Consider the following 18,720-nt stretch of genomic DNA (forward strand, 5'->3'; position numbering starts at 1 on the left):
TTGTTTCTCGTTTCTTCCGTGATCACGCCGCGGTCGGGGCGCCACCCTCGGGCCCCCCCCGCCACTCCCGAGCGTCTCCGCCACGCCGTTGCGCAACGGCAGGACACGAGGATTGAAACGAGGCCGCCCGCAAGGGCGGACGAGTGGCAGGCCCTTAATCCCCGGCGCAAGAAAGTTTGAAGTCCCGACCATGCACATTCTCGCATTCCTCATCCGCCGGAGCCTTCAGGCCGTGATCGTGATGTTCGTCATCTCGCTGATCGGCTTCTCGATCCAGGACAATCTCGGCGATCCGTTGCGCGAACTGGTGGGTCAGTCCGTCTCGGAAGAGGAACGCGATGCCCTGCGCGAGGAGATGGGCCTCAACGATCCCTTCCTCGTGCAATACGTCCGTTTCCTCGGCAATGCGGTGCAGGGCGATCTGGGCACATCCTACTTTTTCAAGCGCCCCGCCCTCGACGTGATCATGGACAAGTTCCCCGCCACCTTCGAACTCGTGATCGGCGCGGTGACGATCTTCCTGTCGCTGTCTATCCCGGCCGGGATCTACTGCGCCATCAACCGGGATTCGTGGATCACCCGGATCATCATGACAGGCTCCATCATCGGGATCTCGATCCCGGTATTCCTGACCGCGATCGGCGCGGTCTGGCTTTTCGGGGTTGAGCTGGGCTGGCTTCCCGCCTTCGGACGCGGAGACACTCTGGAGCTGCCCTGGGGCTGGGAAACCGGCTTTCTCACCCTTGACGGGCTCAGCCACCTGATCCTGCCCTCGATCACGCTCAGCTCGATCATGCTGCCGCTCTTCATCCGCCTCATCCGGGCCGAGATGATGGAGGCCATGGGCACCGACTACGTGCGTTTCGCCCGCGCCAAGGGGCTCAGTCAGCGCCGTGTGCGCTACGTGCATGCGTTCCGCAACACTCTCCTTCCGGTGGTCACGGTGGGCGGACTGATGATCGGAACGCTCATCGCCTACACGATCCTGACCGAAACGGTGTTCCAGTGGCCCGGCATGGGGTTCTTGTTCCTTGAGGCGGTCAACCGCGTCGATACCCCCCTGATCATCGCCTACATCATCGTCGTGGGGCTGATCTTCGTGATCGTGAACACCATCGTGGATTTCGTCTATACGCTCATCAATCCGATGGTGAAACTTCCGGGGGCCAAGGGCTGACATGATTTCCTTTTCCGCCTTCGTCAAACGCTTCCTGTCCGATCCGGTCGCCATCGGGGCCGGTCTGGTGCTTCTGGTTCTGTTGCTCATGGCGGTCCTCGCGCCGCTTCTCGCACCGCAGAACCCCTATGACCTGATGCAGCTGTCGATCATGGACAGCGAAATGCCCCCGTCCTGGAAACCCGGCGGCGATGACCGCTTCCCGCTGGGGACCGACGCACAGGGCCGCGGGGTGCTCAGCACCATCATGTACGGCACCGGCATATCGCTTCTGATCGGCCTCGGTGCGGTGGTCGTCCAGGGGGTTCTGGGGATCACCCTGGGCCTGGTGGCGGGTTACAAGGGCGGCTGGATCGACAGTTTCCTGATGCGGCTTGCCGACATCCAGCTTTCGCTCTCGACCCTGATGATGGCGATCATCGCGCTGGCGCTCTTTCAGGCGGCCTTCGATGCCAATGTCTATGCCGATTACGCGATCATAATGCTGATCCTCGTGATCGGCATCGCGGAATGGCCGAAATTCGCCCGCACGGTACGCTCCTCCGTCCTCGGCGAGAAGAAGAAGGAATATGTCGATGCCGCCCGCGTCATCGGCCTTCCGGCGCGCAAGATCATGTGGGGCCATATCCTGCCCAACACGCTGACACCGGTCCTGGTGATCTCCACCATACAGGTCGCCGAGGCGATCATGATCGAGGCATCGCTCAGCTTCCTCGGCCTCGGAATGCCGGTGGACCGCCCCTCTCTGGGCTCGCTGATCCGCTCGGGGTTCGAGTTCATATTCTCGGGATCGTGGTGGATCACCCTCTACCCGGCGATCGTCCTGGTGGTGCTGATCCTGGCGCTCAACCTCATGGGAGACTGGCTGCGCGACGTGCTGAACCCGAAACTGCGGCGAGGGGAAGACTGATGGCGATGCTCGATGTAAGCGACCTGCACGTGGCTTTCCCGCGTGGCAAGTCCGAGGTCGAGGCGCTGCGCGGCGTCAACCTCACGCTCGAGAAGGGCGAACGGCTTGGCGTGGTGGGTGAAAGCGGCGCCGGCAAGTCGATGCTGGCTTTCGCGATCCTCAACCTCATCGCCGAACCCGGCCGCGTCTCGCAGGGGCGGATCGAATTCCACGGCGAGAATCTGCTGGACCTCAGCGAACGCGACATCCGCGGCATCCGCGGCAACCGCATCTCGATGATTTTCCAGGATCCGATGGTCACCCTCAACCCGGTGCTCACCATCGGCACACAGATGGTCGAGACCCTCAAGGCCCACAGGCGCATCACCGACGCCCAGGCGCACCGCCTCTGCGTCGAGAAACTCAAGCAGGTGGCGATCCCCTCGGCCGAAAGCCGGCTTGACGCCTACCCGCACGAGCTTTCAGGCGGGCTGCGTCAGCGTGTGGTCATCGCCATCGCCCTTCTCACCGACCCCGAGGTCATCATCGCCGACGAACCCACCACGGCCCTCGACGTGACGATCCAGGCCGAGATCATGGCGCTGATCCTCAAGCTCTGCCGTGACAACGACGTGGCGTTGATCCTGATCACTCACGATCTCGGCGTCGTGGCCGAGGTGACCGAGAGGATCATGATCATGTATGCCGGGCTCTGCGTTGAAACCGGTTCCACCCGGGGCATCATCCGGGCACCCCGCCACCCCTACACCGCCGGTCTTCTGAAGGCTCTGCCGCAATTCGCCGGGCGTGGCGCGCGGCTCTACCAGATTCCCGGCTCGATGCCGCCGATCACGGCCCTGCCGACAGGCTGCGCCTACCACCCCCGCTGTGACCGCGCCACCGCCGAATGCAGGTCGCGGATCCCGCCGCTGGAGCATGGCCATGCCTGCTTCCACCCCCTCGACCAGACCGAGGCCGCCTCATGACCGACCCCATCGTCGAGACCCGCGGACTCGAGATGCGTTTCCCGCTTCCCACGCATTTCCTGTCCCGCGAAAAACCCGTTCTGCACGCGCTCAACACCGTTGATGTCGCCATCCAGCCGGGCGAGAGCTTCTGCGTGGTGGGCGAGTCGGGCTGCGGCAAGACAACGCTTGGCCGCGCCATCATGGGCCTGCTGGACCCGTCCGCGGGCGAGATCCATTTCAACGGGCAGCGCATCGACACCATGGACGATGCGGCGCGCAAACCCGTGCGCCGTGACATGCAGATGGTGTTCCAGAACCCCTATGCATCGCTCAACCCGCGCCGCAACGTCTTCGAGACGCTGGCCGAGCCGATCCGCCACCTCATGCCCGAAAAATCCGCCGCCGACGTCCGGGCGCAGGTCGAGGCGGTGCTCGACGCCACCGGCTGCGACCAGAGCTGGCAGCGCAAACTGCCGCACGAATTTTCCGGTGGTCAGCGTCAGCGCATCGCCATCGCCCGGGCGCTTGTCACCAACCCGGCCTTCATTGTCGCGGACGAACCCATTTCTGCGCTCGATGTCTCGATACAGGCGCAGATCCTCAACCTGATGACGGACCTGCAGGCCGATCGCGGGCTCACCTATCTCTTCATTACTCACGACCTGTCAGTGGTGGAACATTTCGGCACCCGGGTCGCGGTGATGTATCTGGGCCGGATCATGGAACTGGCCACCGCCGAAGAAATTTTCGCGGCCCCCCGCCATCCCTACACGCAGCTTCTGCTGGACGCGATTCCCAAGCTCGAGGGCGGGTCCTTCGACAATCCGCGCGAACCGGGCGAACTGCCCGATCCTGTCAACATGCCACCCGGCTGCCCCTTCGCGCCGCGCTGTCACATGGCCCAGTCGCGCTGCCGCTCCGAACGCCCCGAGCTGCGCGAACTTCCCGGCGGCACCCGGGCCGCCTGCCATTTCGCCGAATGACGCGTCTCGGCGCGCCGACGTCCTTCATCTTTCCGGAAATACTCCGGGGTGAATTGCCCCGGCACTGCCGGGGCAAGAGGGGCCGCGCCCCTCACCCGGTTCCTAACCTTCCGCGTCGGCGGGGCTGGCGTTGAGCAACCCGTAGTGCTCCGCGCCAAGGTTTTCGTACAGGTCCATCTGCGTCTCGAGGAAGTCGATATGGCCCTCCTCGTCCGCGATCAGCTCCTCGAAAAGCGCCTTCGAAACGTAATCCTTGACGCTTTCGCAATGATCCCGCGCCTCGATATAAAGCGTGCGCGCCTCGTGCTCGGCGGCAAGATCGGCATCCAGCGTCTCGCGCAGGGTCTCTCCGATCCGCAACGTGTCGAGTTTCTGAAGGTTGGGATGCCCGCCAAGGAAGATGATCCGCTCGATCAGCTTGTCGGCGTGATGCATCTCCTCGATGCTTTCCTCGCGGGACTTCGCCGCGATCCGGCCATAGCCCCAGTCGTCCTGCAGACGGTAGTGCAGCCAGTACTGGCTGACGGCGGTCAGTTCGCTCCTGAGCGCCTTATTCAGATATTCGATGACTTTCGTGTCGCCCTTCATCGTCTTCTTCCTGTGTCCCTCGGCGGCCCTCGCCGCCCGTGTCCATCGGTATCACGAAAGTGTCACAATTGCGCATCGTGTCAATGAAGAGCGGCAGACATCCGCCACAATCGGCCTTCTTGCCGAGGGCGCGATAGATCTTGCCCGGCGTGATCAGGGTGTCGGCATCGGCCGCGCGCATCCAGTCCACGGCGGCGCGGATGTCACGGTCGGTGATCGACATGCAATGGCAGATTATCATTTCGTCGCCTCCCCGGGCCATCGCCCCGGAACTTTCACGTCCGGATCATGACCACGATTCGATCCACTTTACCAGACCCTTTTTGTCAGAATTGGCCACTGCGCAAAGATGACACAGCCACCGGTTCAGTGCACTGTCGCACCGGCATGCCCGGACCGGTCCCGCCGCCCTGCCAGGTCGGCGCGGCAGAGCACAAGCCCGGCCGTCCGCGCGGCATCGACAAGGGGCAGAAGAAGCGGCCCGTCGACCATCAGGGACCCGATCAGCATCGCATCCTCCCGTTCGCCCGTCGCGGCCGTCATGACAAGATGCGCGAAAACCGCCTCGTCCGCACCGACGCAGGAACAGTTCGGCCGGTGCCGGACCAGCTTGCGCCGGCCATGCCGTGCGAGGATGCCAAGAACGGCCTCCAGGGCCTGACGGCAGCGCATCGCCGCCGCCGGCGCCATCCATGCCCGGAGCACCGGGCCGATACCGTTCCCTGCTTCTCGAGCCTCATCCGGCCAGCGTCGCAGCACCGCGACCAAGGCCTGTTCCGGTCCCGAAAGATCGTCATACGTGGCCACGGGGAAGCCACCGCGCATGTCAGTTTCGTGCTTCATTTGGTCAGGATAAGCTTGCCGGCGCGCGTGATCCGCAGCACGTAGCGGGTTCCGTCAAGAACGATCGTCGCCGTCTGTCCGCCTCCTGTCAGCACCCTTGCGTCAAGCGCCTGCCCGGCAATCCCGTCCGTGCAGTCGCATTGCATCCCCGGCGCGTCCGCCCGGCCGTCGTGCAAGGTGCCTTCCCCTGACTTTCCTGTCTTGCGCGCATGGATCATGGCCGCGCCTCCAGCCGGTCGATCAGCGCTTCCAGCCAGCAGTCGCCCCCCATTCTGCCCTGAAAGGCCTCGTTGAGTATCTCCACCACCCCGGCCTGACCCGACACGGGCTCTGGCGCCGGTGCGGGCACGGCAGCAGGGCAGGCTTGACGGCACCCTGTGATATCCTTGAGGACCATCGCGGCACTCCTTTCACCTGATATTGAAATGCCGGGCTGAACCGAGTCGGGTGGCTGGGCGTGTCTGACGACAATTTCTGACAAAAATACTTTGTCTTGTCAATTCACCGCGCACCGGCGCCGTCATCCCCGCGCAGGCCGGGTGCCGGCATCGTCGACGGCCGCCGCGGCACCCGGCCGGGCCGAATTCACGGCAAGGAGCGTGACATCTCGCCCCGGGGCCACCACATCTGCCCGAAAAGCATGCGCCGAACACCACCGGTCGAAGCATTTCACCCGAAACCACTGGCACTGAATCGCCAATTCTGCCTATAATGGCCTGAGCACGTGGCAGAGCAGGCCGCATGACGGGACGGGCAGGAATGACCCTTCAGGGAACCAGACAATTGCCTCTGAACCTCGGCAAGGGGCAAAAGACCGACGTGCGGACTCAGTTCGCCGCGCTTTGCTATCGCATCGTGCGCGACAAGCCGCAGGTCATGCTGATCACAAGCCGCGGTTCGGGACGCTGGATCATCCCCAAGGGATGGCCGATGGATGGCCGCAGCCCCGCCGAGAGCGCCGCCATCGAGGCGTGGGAAGAAGCCGGAGTGCGCGGCAAGGTTCACGAGCGTTGCATCGGGGTTTATGCCTACCAGAAGATGCTCGGCCCCGAACAAGGCATTCCGTGCCTCGCCATGGTCTATCCCCTGCGGGTCAAATCGCTGGCGGCGAAATTTCCCGAGTCCGGACAACGCAAGCGCAAATGGATGACCCGCAAGAAGGCCGCCGCCCGGATAGACGAACCCGAACTGGCCCACATCCTTCGCCGGTTCGACCCGTCGCTGCTGCGTCGGTGACCACCGCGCGGCTTGAATTCGCCGGCGTCCTGCCTACCTGTCGTTAAATCCCCACCGGAACATCTCGATGATCAAGTTCACCCTCAAATGCGCCGACGGGCACGAATTCGAAAGCTGGTTCCAATCCACCGCAGCCTTTGACAAGCTCCGCAGATCCGGGATGATATCCTGTGCCGTCTGCGGCAAGACGGGGGTCGAAAAGGCCCTCATGACCCCTCGTGTACACGCCGGCCGCAACGTCGCGCCCGCCGCGACAGAAACGGAAGCGCCAACGGCGCCCGCCGAAACCCCGCTCGCCCGGACTGACGCCGAACGCCGCATCGCCGCGCTGCGCCAGAAAATCGAGGCAACGGCGGATTACGTCGGCGCCGATTTCGCGACCCGTGCCCGCGCGATACATGACGGCAGCGCGGCGCCCCGCCCGATCTATGGCGAGGCCCGCGCCGACGAGGCCCGCAAGCTGGTCGAGGACGGGGTGCCGGTGGCTCCCCTTCCCTTCATGCCCAAGCGCAAATCCAACTGATCCGTCCGAAGCCGCGATTCGCCCCTGAAAATCCTGTTTTGCCGGGCATGCCGGTGGCGATTGGGGTAATCTGCCGGCAGCCGCCGGATCGTCGTGCCCGGCCGAACTCGTTGTCCTGCACCCCGCCGAGGATCCTCTGCAGGCGTGACGCGAGCGGCTTGGGCGGACAGGACGGGCCGTGATCCGTCAGGGGCAAACCTCCCGCACGTGCCGGGCAATGCGCCTGGGGCCACGCGGGCCAAGGGGGCGCTGCCCCCCGTCGCACCGGGGGTGCGACTCCCCCCGGGATATTTCCGGCCAAAAGAAGCGCCGGACGAATCGGCAGGGCGTGCGGGCTCTTGCCCTCGGGTCCGGTGGCGCGTAAACCGCGCGCGATCAGAAGGCCAGGACAAACGCATGCCCGTTCTCGTGATGAAATTCGGCGGCACTTCCGTCGCCTCGCTCGACCGGATCCGCCGCGCCGCCAAGCGAGTCGGCGTCGAGGTCGCCAAGGGGTATGACGTGATCGTCATCGTGTCGGCCATGTCGGGCAAGACCAACGAACTTGTCGGCTGGGTGAACGAGACGTCGCCATTGTTCGATGCGCGCGAATACGACGCGGTGGTGAGTTCGGGCGAGGTGGTTACGGCGGGACTGATGGCACTCACGCTGCAGGAGATGGATGTGCCGGCGCGATCCTGGCAGGGCTGGCAGGTGCCGGTGCGCACCACCAGCGCGCATTCCGCCGCCCGGATCGAGGAGATTCCCACCAGCAACATCATCGCGAAATTCGACGAGGGGATGCGCGTTGCGGTCGTTGCCGGATTCCAGGGGATCAGCCCGGAGGGCCGTGTAACCACCCTCGGCCGCGGCGGATCGGACACCACCGCGGTGGCCTTCGCCGCGGCATTCGGTGCCGAACGCTGCGATATCTATACCGATGTCGACGGGGTTTACACAACCGATCCGCGTATCGCCGCCAAGGCCCGCAAACTTGACAGGATCGCTTTCGAGGAGATGCTGGAACTTGCAAGTCTCGGCGCCAAGGTCCTGCAGACGCGGTCGGTCGAGCTGGCGATGCGGTACAATGTGAAATTGCGAGTGCTGAGCAGTTTCGAGGAACAGTCGGACGAGGCGGGCACGCTTGTCTGCGCCGAGGAGGAAATCATGGAATCCAATGTCGTCAACGGGATCGCCTATTCGCGCGACGAGGCGAAGATGACCCTCATCTCCGTGGCCGACCGCCCCGGCATCGCCGCCGCAATCTTCGGCCCCCTGTCGGAGGCGGGCGTGAACGTGGACATGATCGTGCAGAACATCTCGGAGGAAGGGCGCACCGACATGACCTTTTCGTGCCCCACCGACCAGGTGCTGCGGGCCGAGAAGGCGCTGGACGCGGCTAGGGTGCGCGGCGACATCAATTATCACGATCTCGTGGCCGACACAGACGTGGCAAAGGTCTCGGCGGTGGGCATCGGGATGCGCAGCCAATCGGGTGTGGCGGCACAGATGTTCAGGACGCTGTCGGACGAAGGGGTGAACATCAAGGTCATCGCAACCTCCGAGATCAAGATTTCCGTCCTGATCGACCGGAAATACATGGAACTCGCGGTTCAGGCCCTGCATGATGCCTTCGAACTGGAAAGGACGGCCTGAGCCCGCTCTTTTCCGCCAGGAGACGCGGCACGCCGCCGATCAGGACCACAGGCCCGGAAGGGCGCGCAGAATGACCGAGGACTTCCAGACCGACAGCCGGCAGATGCTGGGCCGACTTCGCGGTGTCATGGCCGAGGACGCCGCGGGGCAGGCGCGCCTTGACCAGATCACACGGCTCATCGCAGAGGAGATGCGCTGCGAGGTATGCTCGATCTACCTGTTCCGCGACGAGGACACGCTGGAACTGTGCGCCACCGAAGGTCTCAACCCCGCGGCGGTGCATGAGACGCGGATGCGCCTCGGCGAGGGCCTTGTCGGACGTGTGGCACGCAGCGGCAAGGTGATCAACTCCGACAACGCGCCGGCCGAGCGCGGGTTCCGCTTCATGCCCGAAACCGGGGAAGAGGCCTATTCCTCCTTCCTGGGCGTGCCGGTCCGGCGGTTGGGCGAAAAGCTTGGTGTCCTGGTGGTGCAATCGCGGGACGCGCGCCTTTTTTCCGAGGACGAGGTCTATGCCGTGGAGGTCGTCGCCATGGTGCTGGCCGAGATGACCGAACTTGGCGCCTTCGTGGGCGAAGGCGCTGCGATGTCGGCGCGGCACCAGCAACAGGTCGCGATCCGTGCCACCTCGGCGCAGGAGGGCGCCGCGCAGGGCCATGTCTGGCTGCACGAGCCGCGGGTCGTGGTCACCAATCCGATCGCCGAGGATCCCCATACCGAACTCAACCGTCTGCGCGACGCGGTGGAGCAGCTGCGTGTCGGCGTGGACAGGATGCTGTCAAACGCCGCCACCGGCGATACCGAACAGCTCGAGGTGCTCGAAGCCTACCGCATGTTCGCTAATTCCAAGGGCTGGTTGCGGCGCATGGAAGAGGATATCAGCCGCGGCCTGAGCGCCGAGGCGGCGGTGGAAAAGGAGCAGTCCACCGCGCGGGCCCGGATGGAGCAGGTGACGGATGCCTACCTGCGCGGCCGCCTGCACGATCTGGACGATCTGTCCAACCGGCTGCTGCGCATCCTCACCGGCCAGGGCAACGAGACGGGCGCCGAGATGCCGTCCGATCCGATCCTCGTTGCGCGCAATATCGGCCCCGGCGAATTGCTGGATTACGGGCGCAGCCTCAAGGGCATCGTTCTCGAGGAAGGCGCCGTTGGCAGCCATGCCGCGATCGTGGCGCGGGCACTTGCCATACCGTTGGTGATCCATGCCGACCGCATCACCACCGAGGCGCTGAACGGCGATCACATCATGGTGGATGGTGATCAGGGAATGGTGCATCTGCGCCCCGACGACACGGTCGTCGCCGCCTTCCGCGACAAGATGGCGATGCAGGCCAAGGCACAGGAGCGTTATGCGTCGATCCGGGACAAGCCGGCCGAAACCCGCGACGGGGTGCATGTCTGCATGCACATGAACGCCGGGCTGATGGCCGATCTCCCCAGCCTTCAGGGTTCGGGCGCCGAGGCAGTGGGCCTTTTCCGGACCGAGTTGCAGTTCCTCGTGCGCAGCCATATGCCCAAACGTGCCGAACTGAGCGGGCTTTACGCACGGGTCATGGACGCGGCCGGCGACAAGCGTGTGGTCTTCCGAACCCTCGATATCGGCTCGGACAAGGTTCTGCCCTACATGAAGGCGGTGTCGGAACCCAACCCGGCGCTTGGGTGGCGCGCAGTGCGCGTCGGGCTGGACAAGCCCGGCGTGATGCGCATGCAGCTTCAGGCGCTCATTCGTGCCGCAGCGGGCCGGCCCCTCTCGGTGATGTTCCCGTTCGTCGCGCAACGCGAGGAATTCACCGCCGCGCGGGCGGAGATGGACAAGGCGATGGAACGCGAGCGAATCCTCGGCCATCCCCTCCCCCGGACACTGGAAGTGGGGGCGATGCTGGAGACCCCTTCGCTGGCCTTCTCGCCAGACAGCTTCTATCGCGAGGTCGATTTCCTCTCGATCGGCGGCAACGACCTCAAGCAGTTCTTCTTCGCCGCCGACCGCGAGAACGAGTTGGTGCGCCGTCGCTACGACACGCTCAATGTCAGCTTCCTGACCTTCCTTCAGAGTATCGTGACGCGGTGCGAAAACACAGGCACACCTCTGTCCTTCTGCGGCGAGGATGCCGGCCGCCCGGTCGAGGCCGCCTGCCTCGCCGCGATCGGCTTGCGCACCCTCTCGATGCGCCCGGCCTCGATCGGGCCGGTCAAATCGATTCTGCGCCGCACCGACCTTGGCGAACTCCTTGAGGTGATCAATACGGCGCGTGAACGCGGCGATCAATCTGTACGTCCTTCGGTTATGGATTACCTGCGCGGCAAGCTTTGAGCAACTTTCGTTGATGACGACCCAAGACAGGGTGGCCGACCCGGAAAGTCCCACAAGTTGTTGTGGAGAAGACAGCTGAACCCTCCTCAAATCATTGTTTATCAAGTGGAAACAGGGCGGGCTTGAAAATATTTACTTGTGGATAACTTTTCAATTCCGTAACTTTACGTAACGTAATGACTGGATCGGCATCATGGGTTGCATCGCTTTTCGTCCACAATCTGTCGGCATTCGCCGCACCCCGGGCCGGCGGGCGTCCGGGCCGGGTCGCATTGAAGTCCGGCAGGCGGGGTGACATCATGTTCGCAGACTCCCCGCGCGCCAACCCTCTTGCTCTGCTCTTTCGGCTTCCGTTCCGTATCGGTCGTTCTGCCGATGTCGCGCCCCCCAAGCCGTCTCGGGATGACCCTCAGGCGGCCTGCGGTGTCATTGGTCTGACCCGTGAGGAACGGGTGCGCGCCGCTTTCAGCGAAGTGCCGCCCAACGATCTCGAACAGCGGGCGCTACGTGCGCTTCTGGACAATCCCGGCGCCACCGGCCCCGCGCTCAGCCGCAAGTGCGGTTGGGTGGATGTGGGCTGGCAGACACAGATGATCCTGATCTGTCAGCGCCGCCGCCACATCCTGTGGCCCGGCGGCCCTGGATCGGACGCCACCAACGGTATCATTCTGAGCGCCATCGTGGACTATGATCCCGAGACGCTGCAATTCCGCTGTCGGCGTGAACTGGCCGGCATCATCCGCAGGTCGCTCACCCCGGGACGGCAGGACAGAAAGACCGCCTGACAGAGGGCCGCGTGTTGCCTTCCGGACCGCCGCGTCCGGGGTGCCGAGTGTCAGGTAGAAACGCGTTTCAAAATCTTCGGAATGTCAAACACGTGCTCAGCCCCGGCGCGGCGCCCGCAGCGCGCTCAGGCGCCGGAACTCCATCACCAGATCCGCATGGTCCCGGTCCGCGTCGATGGCGAGGCGACGCAGCCCGAAATGCACGTGGGCCATCTGTTGATAGTAGCTGGTATAGGCATAATTCGTTGCAGCGCCCGCTGCTGCACCCAGAACCGGTATCGTCTGCGCCGCCAGCTTCTGGCCCAGCACCGTCGCCAGGCGCGGAGCGACCCGTGCAATCAGTGCCTGCACGGTTGCACCTGTGACCGCAATCCTCGTGCTCAGGAACGCCAGATCCGCCCCGTCATCGTTCTCCAGCGGTCCGGCGGCGGCGAAGACCTGCACGCAGTCGAACCTGACTCCTTGTTCATGAGGCTCGAATCCGTATTCCACCGCAACGTCCTGAATCGCCCGCAGAAGCACCGTGGTGGTCATCGGCAGTTCTGCCAAAGCCGTGGGAAGCCCGCCGAAACCGCCCGCGGCCCCCATTGCCGTGGTTGCCGCACGACTCATCCAGCCGGGGCTGTCGCCCACCAGGCCGCGGGATCGGTGGGCCACTTCCATCGCGTTTGCGAGTGCAGTCTCCGTCGCTTCGCCCAAGCGGGCACGCGCAGGTGGCGGCAACCGGTCAAGCAACGTCTCGGTCTGCCCGCCGATCAGGTTCAGAAGCCGCATCCCGGCGTTCGAGGCCCGCGCATGGCGCAGCGCGAGTGCATCGAGCCGCTTCGCCAGATCAGCGTCATCCAGTTGCTTTTCGATGATTTCCATGCCCGATCCACCCGGCTGCATCCCTGTTAGGGATCACTACGCCGCCCACCGTTGTCAAGCGCCGGGCTCCACACGACCCTTAACATCGCACCACGCGCCAGGCACCAGATCGGCACCCAGAACCCGTGCAGGATTGGTGGGAGGAGGCATTTCCACCCCTTCGAGGCGCCGGAATCCGAACCGCCCGTAATAGGGCGCATCGCCAACCAGAAGCACCCGCTCCCAACCCATGCCGACAGCCCGGTCGAGACTTTCGCGGATCAACCAACCGCCCAGTCCCTCGCCCTGGCGGGTGGGATGCACCGCCACCGGCCCAAGCAACAGCGCTTCGTGCCCCCCGGCCCGCACCGGCCAGTAGCGGACCGCGCCGGCCAGGATACCCGCCGCGTCGCGTGCGACAAGGCTCAACCCGGGCACCGGCGGCACGCCGTCACGGAGCCGGTAGGAAGAAAGCGCCTCGCGCCCCGGCGCGAAGGCAAGATCATAAAGCGCCTCCACTTCCCACCAGTCGGCAGCGGCTTCGGGTTTCAGGTCAAACAAGCGGAACGCCTCGAGAATTCAGGTGGCGTTGCGCCTAGCACGGCGTTATGTCCGGCACAAACCACTTAGCGAGGCAAGATGTTCTACCGACCCGAGGATGGCCACGGCCTGCCGCACAACCCGTTCAACGCCATCGTCGCGCCCCGTCCCATCGGCTGGATCTCCTCGCGTGGCAGCGACGGCGTCAACAACATCGCGCCCTATTCTTTCTTCAACGCCGTGGCCTATGTGCCGCCTCAGGTCATGTTCGCGTCGAACGGAAACAAGGACAGCGTGCGAAACATCCGTGAAACCGGGGTCTTCTGCACCAATGTCGTGGCTCACGAGATGCGCCATGTCATGAACGCGACCTCCGCCACCCTGCCGCGCGAGGTCGACGAGTTCGATCATGCCGGCCTGGAACACGCCGAATGCGCCACCATTGCCTGTGCCCGGGTAAAGGGGGCGCCGGCATCGATGGAATGCCGCGTCACGCGTATACTGGAGCTTGAGGGCGCGGACAACTTTGCTGTCTTCGGGGAGGTCACCGGCGTGCACATTCGCGAGGACTGCCTTGTCGAAGGGATGTTCGACGTGACCCGGTTCAATCCGCTGTCACGGCTGGGGTATCGCGATTATGCAACCGTGCGCGAGGTTTTCTCGCTGCCGCGCCCCGACGACTGAGACCGCGCCGCGTTCACGTCCGGTCACGCGTCCTTGCGAAACGTCCGGGGGGACTGTCCCCATTCCAGGGCAAAGGCGCGGGTGAAGGCGCTGCGGCTGCGGAATCCCACCTTTTCGGCAATGCGCTTGACAGGCTGGCGCGTCTCGGCCAGCAATCGCGCCGCCCGGGCCAGCCTGAGCCGACGCAGAAACACCATGGGCGCATGCCCGTAGGCGGCTTGGAACCTTGCGGCAAACCGCGTCCGGCTCATCCCGGCGACCTCGCTCAGTCTTTCCAGTGAATGCGGCGCCCCGGGATCATCCAGCATCCTGCGCAGCGCCTGCCACAGCCCCGGGTCAGCCAGCGCGCGCAGCCACAGAACCGCCGGATCGCCCGCCTCCAGGCGGTCGCGCAAGAGTTCGATCATGCATTGCAACAGCAATATCCGGATCATCGCACCACGGCCCGCGCGCGGGCAGGTCATCTCGGCCATCAACGCGCGCATCGCGCCGGCGGCCGTGGCCGATTGCGCCACATCCATCCACAGAGGGGTGCGCAACAGGTCGACAAGGCCATGCGTATCGCGCATCCCCAGCGTCACGTGACTGCACAGCACCAGCATGTTGCCGTCACCCGTGCCCGTCGCGATATGCCGCTCCAGGTCCAGCCCGGCGGGCTCGCAGGCCGGCAGTCCGATCTGCCCGCCGCCGTCGTTCATGAGACTGTGCCCGAGGCTTGCCGGCACCAGAACCAGCCGCCCGGGCAAGAGCGTCAAGGGCGCCAGTGTCTGAAAGGTGATGCGCCCGCGGCCACCCAGTACGTAATGAAGTGTCGACCCGGGACTGCGGCCAAGCCCGAGACTGCACGCCCCCTCAAGGGCACAGACCGCGAATGGATCGGCGTGAATATCCAGTTCGCTCAGTATGCGGTCGTGATCAGCGTCGGCGGCCATGATGCATCCTGTCACAATCAGGCCTGAAGGGCACGTTCACGTTTTTGTTTGCCACAAATTCGGGACGCAAAGGCACAATACGCATGGCAACCTGCTCAAAGTCGATATCCGGCAAAGGAGCGAAAGAATGTGTGATAACCATGATCAAGACCCGAAACTCACCCGGCGGCAGGCCATGACAGGCACGGCTGCCCTCGGGGTTGCCGCGGCGGGGCTTTCCGCAGGCACTGCCCGTGCACAGGACAACGATCCCTATGCGCCACCCGCGGAACCGGCCCTGCCGCCAAGCGACATGAAGCTCGACCCGTCCCGCGCGGCCCTTGTCGTCACCGACCCCCAGAACGATTTCCTCAGCCCCGACGGCGTCTCCTGGGGTGTCGTTGGCGCCAGCGTGCAGCACCACGATACCGTCGCCAATATCGAGAGTCTCTTCAAGGCCGCCAAGGCGGCCGGGATCACCGTGGCGGTCTCGCCGCACTACTACTACCCCACCGACAAGGGCTGGCGCTTCGAGGGCGCGCTTGAAAAGCTGATGCACAAGATCGGCATGTTCGACCGCGAGGGTCCGCTCAGCCTGGAAGGGTTCGAAGGGTCGGGCGCCGATTTCCTCGAACAGTACAAACCTTACATCAACGATGGAGAGACGATCGTCACGTCCCCGCACAAGCTCTACGGACCCGAACACAATGACCTCGCGCTCCAGCTGCGCAAGTCCGGCGTCGATCAGGTCATCCTGGCGGGAATGTCGGCCAACCTGTGCACGGAAAGCCACATGCGCGAACTTCTGGAGCAGGGGTTCGAGGTTGCCGTCGTCAAGGACGGAACCGCGGCCGCGATGCTTCCCGAGGGGGACGGGTACCTCGCCGCACTGACCAATTTCCGCTACATGGCCAATGCCGTCTGGACGACAGAGGAGGTCGTCGGCATGCTGGGATGACGAGGATCCCGGTGATCCCGACCGGGTCTTCATCTGGCCGGAAATACCTTCGGGGGTGAATGGCCCGCAGGGCCAGAGGGGGCCGACGGCCCCCTTTTCCCCCGCCCGTGCGGAGCAGGATTTCCTTTTCCGCCGTTCTGTCCTATTCCAGCCAACAGCCAGGTGGCGGCACGGGGTGACGGAACCATGGGACAAACCATGATCGGGGTGATCGGCGGATCGGGACTCTACAACATCGACGGGCTCGACGGGGCTCGCTGGAGCCCCGTCGAAACACCGTGGGGTGCCCCGTCCGACGAGATCCTCACCGGCCGCCTTCACGGCACGCCGATGGCCTTCCTGCCCCGCCACGGGCGCGGGCATGTCCATTCCCCGTCTTCGATCCCCTACCGCGCCAATATCGACGCCTTCAAGCGCATTGGCGTGACCGACGTGATCAGCGTATCGGCCTGCGGCTCCTTCCGCGCGGAGATGGCGCCGGGCGATTTCGTCGTCGTCGACCAGATCATCGACCGTACTTTCGCGCGGACGAACTCCTATTTCGGCCACGGGTGCGTGGCTCATGTGGGCCTCGCAAACCCCACCTGCGGGCGCCTTGGAGGAATCTGCGCGACGGCGGCGCGGGAGGCCGGCGCGCATGTGCACGGGTCGGGCACATACCTGACCATGGAGGGGCCGCAGTTTTCCACCCTCGCGGAATCGCGCATGTACCGCGGGCATTGGGGGGCCGACGTGATCGGCATGACCGCGATGCCCGAGGCAAAGCTGGCCCGCGAGGCCGAGCTTTGCTACGCCACGGTGGCAATGGTCACGGATTACGACAGCTGGCACCCGGATCATGGCGCCGTGGATGTTGCGCAGGTCATTGCGACCCTCGGGGCCAATACCGAAAAGGCCCGCTCCCTGGTGGACGGGCTGCCCGGGCTGCTGACACGCGACCGGACGGCCTGCCCACATGCTTGCGACCGGGCGCTCGACAACGCCGTCCTCACCGCCCCCTCGGCGCGCGATCCGGAGCTGGTGTCGCAGCTGGCTGCGGTGGCAGGCCGGGTCCTCTAGCATCCGGCCCGCCTTGCGCGATCACGCACACACACATCGTCGCGAGGCGGCTCGAGTGTCGGCCCCTGCCGTGTCTAGATGCGAGTCATGACGGACTGGATCACACGACTTTCCGACGAGAACGCGCGGACCGCCCTGGGCCAGCGCTTCGAGGCACTTGCCGACGAGGCATTCAATGTCGTGCGCTGGACGGTGGTCGTGGGCTTCGCCCGCTTCCTGTCCACCCAGACCGGCGGCATCTGGTTCAGCGTGATCCATTGGGCGCTTGGCGGTCTGTTGCTGGCCTACATCGCGTCGCGATTCCTGTTGCGGCCCGAGGTGCCGGTTTTTGCCCGGACCGACACACGCTGGAAACGTATCGTGCAAACGGTGCTCAACATCCTCCTCTGCATGGCCGCCTTCATTCTGGTGATGCTGGCACTGGAAGTCCTCGTGGATGCCATTGCGACCTATCGGTTCGCGCCTGCGGCCACATGACGGGCGCCTGCGGCCGCCGGCCACTTGCACCATCGCCCGCCATCGGACAAACCAAGGGAAACGCTACAACCAACGGAACTCAGCCGATGCCAGACCCAAGGACCGTCCGGGACTACATTCGCACGATCGCGGATTTTCCCCACGAAGGGATCATGTTCCGTGATGTGACCACGCTCTTCGCCGATCCGCGCGGCTTTCGCATGGCCATCGACCAGTTGCTTCATCCGTTTGCCGGGCAGAGGATCGACAAGGTCGTCGGTCTCGAGGCGCGCGGTTTCATCATAGGCGGCGCCATCGCCCATCAGCTCAGCCTCGGCTTCGTGCCGGTGCGCAAGAAAGGCAAGCTGCCGGGCGCGGTGATTTTCGAGGAATATCAGCTCGAATACGCAGATGCGGTTGTCGAGATCCACGATGACGCCATCGCACCCGGTGAACCCATCCTGCTTGTCGACGACCTCCTGGCCACGGGCGGCACCGCCGAGGCCGGCATACGGCTGATCGAACGCCTTGGCGGTGAAATCGTGGGGTGCGCGTTCATCGTCGACCTGCCCGAGCTTGGCGGGCGCGCCCGGATCGAGGGAATGGGCCTGAACGTTCACACGCTCTGTGCCTTCGAGGGGGCCTGAAGCGCAAGTACATCAGATCGGCCGGGTCAATGCCTGGCCGGATGCCCGGTTGGAATTGACCGCCGGGTCGACGCGCCACGCCTGCAGAACGCCCTCCGGTGCCGGGTGCATGAGCCGCGCAGCCCCCTTGCCCGCCTCGCCCAGCCACAGCGCCCGGTCCTCGGGCGCCACCACCACCGGCATCCGGTGATGAATATGCGCGAGGTCCGGGTTGGCATCGGTCGTGATGATGGCGCAAGTCGTCACCGGCCGGCCATCGTCCCCCTCCCACAGCTGCCAGATACCCGCAAAGGCCAGCGGTGCACCGTCCCGCGCGGTAATGTACCACGGCAGGCGCCGGCCATCGGCGTCCTTGGTCCATTCATAGAACCCGCTGGCGGGGATCAGGCAGCGCCGCTCTCGTGCGGCGGTGCGGAAGGCCGGTTTCTCGGCCACCGTTTCGGCCCTTGCATTGATCAGCAGCGGTCCATCGTCGAGCGTCTTGGCCCAGTGCGGCACGAACCCCCACCGCATCGCCACCAGCCTTCGGGCGTCCTCCTGCGCGATGACGGAATGCACCCGGTTGGTGGGGCAGACGTTGTAATTCGGCACTTCCGGCAGGTCGTTGGCCGGCGCCGCCGCGAAGAGCCGCGCCATCGCGTCATCCGGCAGGGTGATGGCGAAACGGCCGCACATGCG

At 64.8% G+C, this 18,720-nt stretch carries 23 protein-coding genes and 1 pseudogene; 14 read left to right on the top strand and 10 right to left on the bottom strand.

From position 1 onward, the window contains the following. The first annotated feature begins 190 nt into the window (after positions 1–190). From DQW77_RS07715 to DQW77_RS07730, 4 genes are read left to right on the top strand one after another with little or no spacing between them, the layout of a single operon-like run. The gene (locus DQW77_RS07715; protein WP_258523787.1) at positions 191–1,177 is read left to right on the top strand and encodes an ABC transporter permease; all 987 of its coding nucleotides are present in this window, start codon (positions 191–193) and stop codon (positions 1,175–1,177) included. Between the two features lies 1 nt (position 1,178). Next, on the top strand, positions 1,179–2,087 hold the full coding sequence (locus DQW77_RS07720) for an ABC transporter permease (RefSeq protein ID WP_113257636.1): 909 nt from the start codon (positions 1,179–1,181) through the stop codon (positions 2,085–2,087). Further along, complete coding sequence (locus DQW77_RS07725) at positions 2,087–3,052, top strand: ABC transporter ATP-binding protein (protein WP_113257637.1); 966 nt, start codon at positions 2,087–2,089, stop codon at positions 3,050–3,052. Before DQW77_RS07720 ends, DQW77_RS07725 begins: the two co-directional genes overlap by 1 nt. Next, complete coding sequence (locus DQW77_RS07730) at positions 3,049–4,017, top strand: ABC transporter ATP-binding protein (protein WP_113257638.1); 969 nt, start codon at positions 3,049–3,051, stop codon at positions 4,015–4,017. The genes DQW77_RS07725 and DQW77_RS07730 overlap by 4 nt, the downstream gene beginning before the upstream one ends. Before the next feature lie 102 nt (positions 4,018–4,119). Here DQW77_RS07730 and bfr read toward each other — a convergent pair whose 3' ends face one another. From bfr to DQW77_RS07755, 5 genes and pseudogenes are all read right to left on the bottom strand, one after another. Beyond that, on the bottom strand, positions 4,120–4,605 hold the full coding sequence (gene bfr, locus DQW77_RS07735) for a bacterioferritin (RefSeq protein ID WP_113257639.1): 486 nt from the start codon (positions 4,603–4,605) through the stop codon (positions 4,120–4,122). Then, a complete protein-coding gene (locus DQW77_RS07740) occupies positions 4,568–4,846 on the bottom strand; it encodes a bacterioferritin-associated ferredoxin (RefSeq protein ID WP_113257688.1) in 279 nt (92 codons plus the stop codon). Before DQW77_RS07740 ends, bfr begins: the two co-directional genes overlap by 38 nt. Before the next feature lie 125 nt (positions 4,847–4,971). Then, a complete protein-coding gene (locus DQW77_RS07745) occupies positions 4,972–5,430 on the bottom strand; it encodes a hypothetical protein (RefSeq protein ID WP_147094942.1) in 459 nt (152 codons plus the stop codon). A 14-nt stretch (positions 5,431–5,444) separates the two neighbouring features. After that, positions 5,445–5,552: pseudogene (gene hemP, locus DQW77_RS07750) on the bottom strand (hemin uptake protein HemP); the annotation flags it as partial. A 110-nt stretch (positions 5,553–5,662) separates the two neighbouring features. Next, positions 5,663–5,845: a hypothetical protein gene (locus tag DQW77_RS07755; protein WP_113257641.1), complete on the bottom strand. Its 183-nt coding sequence runs from the start codon at positions 5,843–5,845 to the stop codon at positions 5,663–5,665. A 362-nt stretch (positions 5,846–6,207) separates the two neighbouring features. Between DQW77_RS07755 and DQW77_RS07760 the strand changes: the two genes are divergently transcribed. The 4 genes from DQW77_RS07760 (at position 6,208) to ptsP (ending at position 11,156) form a co-directional block, all read left to right on the top strand. Next, on the top strand, positions 6,208–6,684 hold the full coding sequence (locus DQW77_RS07760; protein WP_113257642.1) for an NUDIX hydrolase: 477 nt from the start codon (positions 6,208–6,210) through the stop codon (positions 6,682–6,684). Positions 6,685–6,751: 67 nt separating this feature from the next. Next, a complete protein-coding gene (locus DQW77_RS07765; RefSeq protein WP_113257643.1) occupies positions 6,752–7,207 on the top strand; it encodes a DUF1178 family protein in 456 nt (151 codons plus the stop codon). 396 nt (positions 7,208–7,603) lie between these two features. Beyond that, on the top strand, positions 7,604–8,842 hold the full coding sequence (locus DQW77_RS07770) for an aspartate kinase (protein WP_113257644.1): 1,239 nt from the start codon (positions 7,604–7,606) through the stop codon (positions 8,840–8,842). Positions 8,843–8,912: 70 nt separating this feature from the next. Further along, positions 8,913–11,156 (top strand): phosphoenolpyruvate--protein phosphotransferase, encoded by a 2,244-nt coding sequence (ptsP, locus tag DQW77_RS07775; RefSeq protein ID WP_113257645.1) that lies wholly within the window; start codon positions 8,913–8,915, stop codon positions 11,154–11,156. A 91-nt stretch (positions 11,157–11,247) separates the two neighbouring features. Here ptsP and DQW77_RS18020 read toward each other — a convergent pair whose 3' ends face one another. Next, entirely contained in the window at positions 11,248–11,457 is a 210-nt protein-coding gene (locus tag DQW77_RS18020) for a hypothetical protein (protein WP_147094943.1), read from the bottom strand. Here DQW77_RS18020 and DQW77_RS07780 point away from each other — a divergent pair. Next, complete coding sequence (locus DQW77_RS07780) at positions 11,456–11,941, top strand: hypothetical protein (RefSeq protein ID WP_147094944.1); 486 nt, start codon at positions 11,456–11,458, stop codon at positions 11,939–11,941. The genes DQW77_RS18020 and DQW77_RS07780 overlap by 2 nt on opposite strands. 96 nt (positions 11,942–12,037) lie before the next feature. On the opposite strand, the gene DQW77_RS07785 is transcribed toward DQW77_RS07780, so the two are convergent. Both DQW77_RS07785 and DQW77_RS07790 read right to left on the bottom strand, forming a co-directional pair. Next, positions 12,038–12,808 carry an EcsC family protein gene (locus DQW77_RS07785; protein ID WP_113257690.1) on the bottom strand — a complete coding sequence of 257 codons (771 nt, stop codon included), beginning with the start codon at positions 12,806–12,808 and terminating at the stop codon, positions 12,038–12,040. Between the two features lie 54 nt (positions 12,809–12,862). Beyond that, entirely contained in the window at positions 12,863–13,348 is a 486-nt protein-coding gene (locus DQW77_RS07790) for a GNAT family N-acetyltransferase (protein ID WP_113257647.1), read from the bottom strand. 78 nt (positions 13,349–13,426) lie between these two features. Between DQW77_RS07790 and DQW77_RS07795 the strand changes: the two genes are divergently transcribed. Next, on the top strand, positions 13,427–14,011 hold the full coding sequence (locus DQW77_RS07795) for a flavin reductase family protein (protein WP_113257648.1): 585 nt from the start codon (positions 13,427–13,429) through the stop codon (positions 14,009–14,011). Positions 14,012–14,034: 23 nt separating this feature from the next. On the opposite strand, the gene DQW77_RS07800 is transcribed toward DQW77_RS07795, so the two are convergent. Continuing rightward, positions 14,035–14,943, bottom strand: coding sequence for an AraC family transcriptional regulator (locus tag DQW77_RS07800; protein ID WP_113257649.1), 909 nt, complete (start codon positions 14,941–14,943; stop codon positions 14,035–14,037). 127 nt (positions 14,944–15,070) lie between these two features. Here DQW77_RS07800 and DQW77_RS07805 point away from each other — a divergent pair, with 127 nt between their 5' ends. From DQW77_RS07805 to DQW77_RS07820, 4 genes are all read left to right on the top strand, one after another. Continuing rightward, positions 15,071–15,880: a cysteine hydrolase gene (locus DQW77_RS07805; RefSeq protein ID WP_113257691.1), complete on the top strand. Its 810-nt coding sequence runs from the start codon at positions 15,071–15,073 to the stop codon at positions 15,878–15,880. Between the two features lie 186 nt (positions 15,881–16,066). Then, the gene (locus DQW77_RS07810; protein WP_113257692.1) at positions 16,067–16,939 is read left to right on the top strand and encodes an S-methyl-5'-thioadenosine phosphorylase; all 873 of its coding nucleotides are present in this window, start codon (positions 16,067–16,069) and stop codon (positions 16,937–16,939) included. 87 nt (positions 16,940–17,026) lie between these two features. Further along, the gene (locus DQW77_RS07815; RefSeq protein ID WP_113257650.1) at positions 17,027–17,416 is read left to right on the top strand and encodes a hypothetical protein; all 390 of its coding nucleotides are present in this window, start codon (positions 17,027–17,029) and stop codon (positions 17,414–17,416) included. Positions 17,417–17,502: 86 nt separating this feature from the next. Then, positions 17,503–18,042 (top strand): adenine phosphoribosyltransferase, encoded by a 540-nt coding sequence (locus DQW77_RS07820; protein WP_113257693.1) that lies wholly within the window; start codon positions 17,503–17,505, stop codon positions 18,040–18,042. Positions 18,043–18,054: 12 nt separating this feature from the next. On the opposite strand, the gene DQW77_RS07825 is transcribed toward DQW77_RS07820, so the two are convergent. Then, positions 18,055–18,717: an SOS response-associated peptidase gene (locus tag DQW77_RS07825; protein ID WP_113257651.1), complete on the bottom strand. Its 663-nt coding sequence runs from the start codon at positions 18,715–18,717 to the stop codon at positions 18,055–18,057. Positions 18,718–18,720 lie beyond the last annotated feature (3 nt).

The organism is Roseovarius sp. TE539, assembly GCF_003298505.1.
Lineage (GTDB): Bacteria > Pseudomonadota > Alphaproteobacteria > Rhodobacterales > Rhodobacteraceae > Roseovarius.

Excerpts from the sequence above, each read along its gene's own strand:
- DQW77_RS07795 (WP_113257648.1), top strand. The coding sequence starts at position 13,427 with ATGTTCTACCGACCCGAGGATGGCCACGGCCTGCCGCACAACCCGTTC.
- DQW77_RS07720 (WP_113257636.1), top strand. The coding sequence starts at position 1,179 with ATGATTTCCTTTTCCGCCTTCGTCAAACGCTTCCTGTCCGATCCGGTC.
- DQW77_RS07740 (WP_113257688.1), bottom strand. The coding sequence starts at position 4,846 with ATGATAATCTGCCATTGCATGTCGATCACCGACCGTGACATCCGCGCC.
- DQW77_RS07780 (WP_147094944.1), top strand. The coding sequence starts at position 11,456 with ATGTTCGCAGACTCCCCGCGCGCCAACCCTCTTGCTCTGCTCTTTCGG.
- DQW77_RS07785 (WP_113257690.1), bottom strand. The coding sequence starts at position 12,808 with ATGGAAATCATCGAAAAGCAACTGGATGACGCTGATCTGGCGAAGCGG.
- DQW77_RS07800 (WP_113257649.1), bottom strand. The coding sequence starts at position 14,943 with ATGGCCGCCGACGCTGATCACGACCGCATACTGAGCGAACTGGATATT.
- DQW77_RS07715 (WP_258523787.1), top strand. The coding sequence starts at position 191 with ATGCACATTCTCGCATTCCTCATCCGCCGGAGCCTTCAGGCCGTGATC.
- ptsP (WP_113257645.1), top strand. The coding sequence starts at position 8,913 with ATGACCGAGGACTTCCAGACCGACAGCCGGCAGATGCTGGGCCGACTT.
- DQW77_RS07810 (WP_113257692.1), top strand. The coding sequence starts at position 16,067 with ATGGGACAAACCATGATCGGGGTGATCGGCGGATCGGGACTCTACAAC.
- DQW77_RS07815 (WP_113257650.1), top strand. The coding sequence starts at position 17,027 with ATGACGGACTGGATCACACGACTTTCCGACGAGAACGCGCGGACCGCC.
- DQW77_RS07820 (WP_113257693.1), top strand. The coding sequence starts at position 17,503 with ATGCCAGACCCAAGGACCGTCCGGGACTACATTCGCACGATCGCGGAT.
- DQW77_RS07730 (WP_113257638.1), top strand. The coding sequence starts at position 3,049 with ATGACCGACCCCATCGTCGAGACCCGCGGACTCGAGATGCGTTTCCCG.
- DQW77_RS07760 (WP_113257642.1), top strand. The coding sequence starts at position 6,208 with ATGACCCTTCAGGGAACCAGACAATTGCCTCTGAACCTCGGCAAGGGG.
- DQW77_RS07745 (WP_147094942.1), bottom strand. The coding sequence starts at position 5,430 with ATGCGCGGTGGCTTCCCCGTGGCCACGTATGACGATCTTTCGGGACCG.
- DQW77_RS07725 (WP_113257637.1), top strand. The coding sequence starts at position 2,087 with ATGGCGATGCTCGATGTAAGCGACCTGCACGTGGCTTTCCCGCGTGGC.
- DQW77_RS07805 (WP_113257691.1), top strand. The coding sequence starts at position 15,071 with ATGTGTGATAACCATGATCAAGACCCGAAACTCACCCGGCGGCAGGCC.
- DQW77_RS07825 (WP_113257651.1), bottom strand. The coding sequence starts at position 18,717 with ATGTGCGGCCGTTTCGCCATCACCCTGCCGGATGACGCGATGGCGCGG.
- DQW77_RS18020 (WP_147094943.1), bottom strand. The coding sequence starts at position 11,457 with ATGATGTCACCCCGCCTGCCGGACTTCAATGCGACCCGGCCCGGACGC.
- DQW77_RS07765 (WP_113257643.1), top strand. The coding sequence starts at position 6,752 with ATGATCAAGTTCACCCTCAAATGCGCCGACGGGCACGAATTCGAAAGC.
- DQW77_RS07755 (WP_113257641.1), bottom strand. The coding sequence starts at position 5,845 with ATGGTCCTCAAGGATATCACAGGGTGCCGTCAAGCCTGCCCTGCTGCC.
- bfr (WP_113257639.1), bottom strand. The coding sequence starts at position 4,605 with ATGAAGGGCGACACGAAAGTCATCGAATATCTGAATAAGGCGCTCAGG.
- DQW77_RS07770 (WP_113257644.1), top strand. The coding sequence starts at position 7,604 with ATGCCCGTTCTCGTGATGAAATTCGGCGGCACTTCCGTCGCCTCGCTC.